The sequence below is a fragment of the uncultured Boseongicola sp. genome (genome assembly GCF_937988555.1).
Lineage (GTDB): Bacteria > Pseudomonadota > Alphaproteobacteria > Rhodobacterales > Rhodobacteraceae > Boseongicola.
The window spans coordinates 1-5,869 of sequence record NZ_CALJXO010000092.1 but is presented as its reverse complement, the minus strand read 5'-3'; the positions used below and the strand labels follow the sequence as shown (position 1 = coordinate 5,869).

Sequence of the window (5,869 nt, the reverse complement as noted above, 5' to 3'; positions counted from 1 at the left end):
TATGGCAAATCTTTGAAAATTGTCGACCAAATTGCTAAAACTGTTGACATAGATTGTTAACAATCGTGAACTTGAAGAGCGGCAAGAGTGGTGCGTCCATCAAACTGCCGACCCAAAATGGCGTTTAAGTCGTCGAAATCGAATTCAACGGGAGTTTAGACATGCAACGTAGAACACTTATGAAAGCCGCGCTGACGGCAGTGGCCCTCACCTCGTTTCAGGCCACGTCGGCATTAGCGGAAAATACAGTTTTAAAGATCGGCTTTGTTGGCGTGACCAGTGGTCCCGCTGCAGCCTGGGGGATCTCGAACCAACGTTCGATGGAAGCCCGCGCGGCCTGGATCAATGAGACCGGTGGTTACACGATCGGCGGTACGACTTATGACATCGAGATCGTGTCATTCGATGACCAGAAAGACCCCAAGCGCGCGATTGCGGGTATGGAAAAGATGGCTCAGGAGGGCATTCACTATGTCGTCGGCCCGAACGTCGATGATGGCGCGGCTGCGGTGCGTCCGGTGGCGGAGTCCAACGGGATCATGTATTTCCCATACGCTTTCCCAAAATCTCTTTATCAAGCTCCTGCATCCAATGCCGTTCTCGGCATGGTTGCCAACTATCAGTCGGGGCCATCGATCTACAAATACTTGATGGAAGAAAAGGGTGTCAAAACCGTTGCTTTCATTGCGGCAAACGAATCTGATCCGCTCAGCCAGCGTGACGGTGGGGTTGAAGCAGCCGAGGCTCTTGGGCTTGAGGTTGTTTCTGCCAACGTGACATATCAAGTCGACACCACCGATTTCACACCAGTTCTGACGCCAGTTATGCGAGCGCAGCCTGATCTTCTTGTGTTGTCCGGTGTGTCGCCGGCGAATGCACCTCAACTCATCCGCTCTGCCCGTGAGTTGGGTTTTCAGGGTGTGATTTCGACGGAAACCGCACAAGACGCGGGCGTTCTGGCCGAAGGTGCCGGTGACTTGGCGAACGGGTTCATTTCGGTAGGTGGTGCATCCACACCTGAACTGGCCTCACCGATGATGAACGAATTTGTACAGCGCTACACAGACATGTTTGGCGAGTACAACGACGAGTCAAATACGAAAGTTTATGCACTGGAATACATCCTTGAGACGCTCAAGGCTGATCCTGCAGCAATCACAGATGTGGACGCGTTCAAAGCAACAATGGACACGTTTGAGGCACCGAACCCTTACATGAATGGCGATGCTAAGCTGCGCTATGTCGGTATGACGTCGTTTGGTCAACGCCGTCAGGTTGCTGTTCCACTGGTGGTGAATGTCTATCAGGACGGCGCATTCGAGACGCTGTTCGTCGCTGAAGTCGACTAAACGCCCTTTCTGCTTTTGGACCTCTCCTGAGCAGAACTACCTCGGGCCTCTTGGGCCCGGGGACTTTTTCAAGAAAGAATAACCCCATGGAACAGATACTGGCCAATGGCGTCTATCTGGGGTCCCAATACGCGATGATCGCGCTTGGTTTGACTCTGATCTTTGCCCTGATGAACGTCCTCAATTTCGCCCATGGGCAGATGTATGTGATCGGCGGTTTCGTCACCTATACATTCTACGGCCAGTGGGGCGTACCGTTTGTTTTGGCCCTTTTCATGTCATGCGTCACTTTGGCTATACTTGGGGCGCTCATAGAGAGGTTCCTATTCGCTCCAGTGATCAAAGGCTCCTCCCGCGAAGAAAGCACGATGTTGCTGGCCGCAGGCATTGCGTTCTTTCTGGATGCGGTGATCCTTTTGGTCTTTGGTGAAAAGCAGCGCGGCGTCCCAAAGATCGTCGACGGAGTTTTCAACTACGATTTCCGCCTGATCATGCCCTACGACCGAATTCTTATCTGTGTCCTGGCTATCTTATCGATCGTCGCGTTCATCGGCTTAATGCAATATACAAAGACAGGCCGCGCCTTGCGCGCACTGGCTCAAGATAGAACTGCGGCCCAGTTGATGGGCGTAAATGTGGATCGCTACTCAATGATCGGATTTGCGCTTGGCGCAATGCTCGCCGGTTTGGTTGGTGGTCTGCTGGTTACCATTACGGGTGTGAACCTAGGGATGGGCGGACCAACATCTATCAAGGCCTTCATGATGGTTATGATCGGCGGTGCCGGTGTGATTTCTGGCGCAATCTGGGGCGGCATTATCCTCGGGTTCATGGAGGCTATCGGCCTCGCGCTTCTCTATCAATACGGCGATATCACCTACCTGCTGATCTTCGTTTCGTTGATGATCTTTCTCGCCATCCGGCCTCAGGGCCTGATGGGCAAGCCTTGGGGTTGATCTGATGTTTAATGTTTCCGCGAAACAACTGACTGGCGTCGGTGTCTTCCTCTTTGCCATCTTCGTCGGCGTGCCTTTGATCATTGGTGCAACAGGCCGTTGGGATTTCTACTTTACGCTGACATCTGTGGCCCTTCTATCCATCGCAAGTGCAGGAGTCTGGCTGACATTTTATATTGGTCGGATCAACATCGGCCAAGGCGCATTTGCCCTGATAGGTGCCTATGTTTCCGCAATTCTGGTGGTCAAAGCAGGATGGTCTTTCTGGATATCGCTTCCCGCGGCGGGGTTTTTCGCAGCGCTGGTTGCTATTCTGATCGGCATCCCGATCCTGCGTTTGCGCGGCGTCTATTTTGCAATGATCACACTGGTTCTCACACAGGTTGTCACGTTGACGGCACTTGCCCTTCCAATCACGAATGGCGCGAAGGGGATGTCATCCATTCCGTTGCCATCAGGTGTATCGCTCTTCGGCATTCCTATCCTGCCCGACTTTGCAGGAATGGAGAACACCAAGTTGGCCTTCTACTACACCGCCTGCATCCTGATGATCGTGACCTATGCAGCACTCTACCGACTGGTAAATTCCCGCCTTGGCCACCTATGTCGCTCAATGCAGCAAAATGAGGAGTTGGCCAGCTCGATCGGGGTCAACATCGCCTACATTCGAATCGTGATTTTCGCCATCTCCAGCTTCTTTGGCGGCATTGGCGGGGCCATGTTCGGCTCCATCGCGCAATCGGTCTACCCATCCAGCTTTCAGGTCGTAGATTCAGTGAACTTTATGCTGAACTGTTTCCTCGGCGGTTTGGGCTATGTCTTTGGCCCCATGCTCGGCACGTTGGTGCTCTATTTTGGGTGGGACCTTCTGTTTGAATTCGGTAAATACCAGATGCTGATCTACTCAACGGTCCTGATCCTCATTATCCGCTTTCTGCCCAATGGCCTGCTGAGCTTGCGCATCGGCAAAGGAGGCGACAAATGAGCCCCCTTATTCAAGTCAAGAATGTCACCAAGAAATACGGTGGCTTGACCGCGAATAATGACATTAGTTTTGACGTGGCCGAAAACGAAATCCTGTCGGTAATCGGGCCAAACGGCGCAGGCAAATCAACCCTTTTCAAGATGATCTCTTCCTTTACGCCAACCACGTCTGGCGAAGTGCTTTATCAGGGCGAGCGTATCTCGAACCTCAAGCCGCATATTGTGGCGCGCAAGGGCGTTGTCAGGACGTTTCAAGAAACCACCATCTTCAAAAGTATGACAGTTCGCGAAAGCGTTGTAGTGGCGCAGCACTTGCGGGCCAAGGCATCGCTTGCCGGATATTTCTGGGGGTCCAAGACCGCAAAAGAGGATGTGACCGCCTTTGGCGAATATGCCGATGAGTTGCTGGAGTTTCTCGGCATGTCCGAGATCAGCGGCGAACAGGCCACCAACCTTCCACAAGGCAGCCTGCGCGCGCTTGGCATCGCAATCGGCCTTGCCACAGACCCCAAGGTCCTGCTGCTGGACGAGCCGTTTGCGGGCATGAACCATGATGAAACGATGCGTATGGTCGATCTTGTTCGCTCTGTACGCGACGAACGCGGAGTGACAGTCATGCTGGTCGAACACGACATGCCAGCGGTCATGAACATCTCGGACCGGATCGTGGTGCTGAACTTTGGCGAAAAGATCGCGCAAGGCACTCCCTCTGAGATCCAGAACAATGAAAAAGTCATCGAGGCCTACCTGGGCAGCGCCGACGATGAGATCGGGATGTAAACCATGACAGTCATGTTGGATTTCAAAAATGTCGAACTTTATTACGATCACGTCTATGCGCTGAAAGGTGTATCGCTGACCGTCAATCAGGGTGAAACCGTTGCCCTCATCGGGGCCAATGGAGCGGGTAAATCATCGATTTTGCGCGCTATCACGGGGCTGGCAAAACTCACAAAAGGGTCAGTGATTTTCGAAGGGGCACGTGTCGATGGCACTGATCCCTCTGACATAGTTAAACGCGGAATCGCTATGGTGCCCGAGGGCCGCCGGGTGTTCCCCTTTATGTCTGTCAAAGACAACCTGATGATGGGTGCGTTCACCCGGAGCGACAAGGCAGACATCCAAAAGACATTGGACAGCATCCTAGTCCGTTTTCCTCGCCTGCAAGAACGCTACAGTCAAGCTGCTGGAACTCTGTCAGGTGGTGAGCAACAGATGATGGTGATCGGCCGCGCGTTAATGGCCAAGCCCAAACTCCTATTGCTTGATGAACCCAGCCTGGGCATTGCGCCCAAGTTGGTGCAGGACATTGCGCGCTCTATCGTTGCGATCAACCGTGATGAAGGTGTCTCCGTGCTGCTAGTCGAGCAGAACTCACGCATGGCTCTAAGTATTTCGCACCGTGCCTACGCCATGGCGACCGGCAATGTCGTGATCGAAGGTAACTCTAAGGAACTGCTTCATGATGACCGGATCAAGGCTGCATATCTTGGCGGCGAGGTCTGATCAGACATGAAAATCTTAGTGATAAATCCAAACACAACCGTGTCCATGACGACAAAGATTGCGGAGGCGGCGCAGGCGGTTGCCCGCCCAGATACTGAGATCGTTGCGGCCAATTCTCAAAACGGTCCGGCCAGCATTCAAGGTTTTCTGGACGTCGCGACATGTGTGCCGGGTCTGCTTGAAGAGGTCTCCAGGCATCCTGGCGTTGACGCCATTGTCATTGCTTGTTTCGACGACACCGGCCTCGATGCGGTTCGCACTTTGGTCTCGGTTCCTGTTTTGGGCATCGGAGAAGCCGCCTATCACGCGGCCAGCATGATTGCGAACAAGTTTAGCGTTATCACTACACTGTCCCGCTCCGTGCCGGGGCTTGAAAACAACCTGATGCGCTATGGGCTCGCTCAGAAATGCGTGCGGGTTCGCGCGACGGACATCCCAGTCCTGAAACTGGAAGAGGGCGATCCGGCTACATTGTTCAAGATACGTTCTGAAATCCGCGAGGCAATCGCTCAAGACCAAGCAGAAGCAATCGTTCTGGGATGTGCGGGTATGGCGGACCTTATGGCGCAACTCAGCGAAGAATTCGGGCTACCTGTAATCGATGGTGTTGCGGCAGGTGTCACCTTTGCGGAAGCGCTAGTGAACAACAAGCTGAGTACCTCAAAGATAGGCGCTTATTCTGCGGGATAGCTGCATGGGAAGGCGTTGTCACATTAACTCAGTTATCGGCAGATTTCGTTTTTTGATAGAACTTGAAATCTCGTAAGTCATTGAAAACCAGCAACACGCATTTTTGAACAACTTCGATATTTTGACTTAGGCAGCACACCCATTAATTTCTGTTCTTTCGCCTAGGCTTGTGATTCATTTCGGCTAAAGGAACATGTGGAGGCAGAAAAATGGCGCGGTCAGATATGAGTGATTTGGAGTGGAGGTTCATTAAGCAGGTGCTTCCCAACAAGTCACGCGGCGTGAAGCGCGTTGATGATCGCCGCGTGATCAACGGCATTTTTTACGTCCTTCGCACGGGCATCCCTTGGGCCGATCTGCCCGAGCAATATGGCCCGCCGACCA

Annotated in this window: 7 protein-coding genes; all 7 read left to right on the top strand. The window is 52.9% G+C overall.

Annotated features, from left to right (window positions below; all coding sequences use genetic code 11):
• The first annotated feature begins 161 nt into the window (after nt 1–161).
• On the top strand, nt 162–1,349 hold the full coding sequence (locus Q1B15_RS05160; RefSeq protein ID WP_299751135.1) for an ABC transporter substrate-binding protein: 1,188 nt from the start codon (nt 162–164) through the stop codon (nt 1,347–1,349).
• An 86-nt stretch (nt 1,350–1,435) separates the two neighbouring features.
• A complete protein-coding gene (locus Q1B15_RS05155; protein WP_299751132.1) occupies nt 1,436–2,305 on the top strand; it encodes a branched-chain amino acid ABC transporter permease in 870 nt (289 codons plus the stop codon).
• A gap of 4 nt (nt 2,306–2,309) precedes the next feature.
• Nucleotides 2,310–3,290, top strand: a complete 981-nt coding sequence (locus tag Q1B15_RS05150; protein ID WP_299751129.1) for a branched-chain amino acid ABC transporter permease — start codon at nt 2,310–2,312, stop codon at nt 3,288–3,290.
• Nucleotides 3,287–4,069 carry an ABC transporter ATP-binding protein gene (locus Q1B15_RS05145; protein WP_299751126.1) on the top strand — a complete coding sequence of 261 codons (783 nt, stop codon included), beginning with the start codon at nt 3,287–3,289 and terminating at the stop codon, nt 4,067–4,069. Before Q1B15_RS05150 ends, Q1B15_RS05145 begins: the two co-directional genes overlap by 4 nt.
• A gap of 3 nt (nt 4,070–4,072) precedes the next feature.
• Nucleotides 4,073–4,795 carry an ABC transporter ATP-binding protein gene (locus tag Q1B15_RS05140; protein WP_299751124.1) on the top strand — a complete coding sequence of 241 codons (723 nt, stop codon included), beginning with the start codon at nt 4,073–4,075 and terminating at the stop codon, nt 4,793–4,795.
• A gap of 6 nt (nt 4,796–4,801) precedes the next feature.
• Nucleotides 4,802–5,485, top strand: coding sequence for an aspartate/glutamate racemase family protein (locus Q1B15_RS05135; RefSeq protein ID WP_299751121.1), 684 nt, complete (start codon nt 4,802–4,804; stop codon nt 5,483–5,485).
• 209 nt (nt 5,486–5,694) lie between these two features.
• Nucleotides 5,695–5,869, top strand: a 175-nt coding sequence (locus tag Q1B15_RS05130) for a transposase (protein ID WP_299751137.1), incomplete at its 3' end; no start/stop codon positions are given.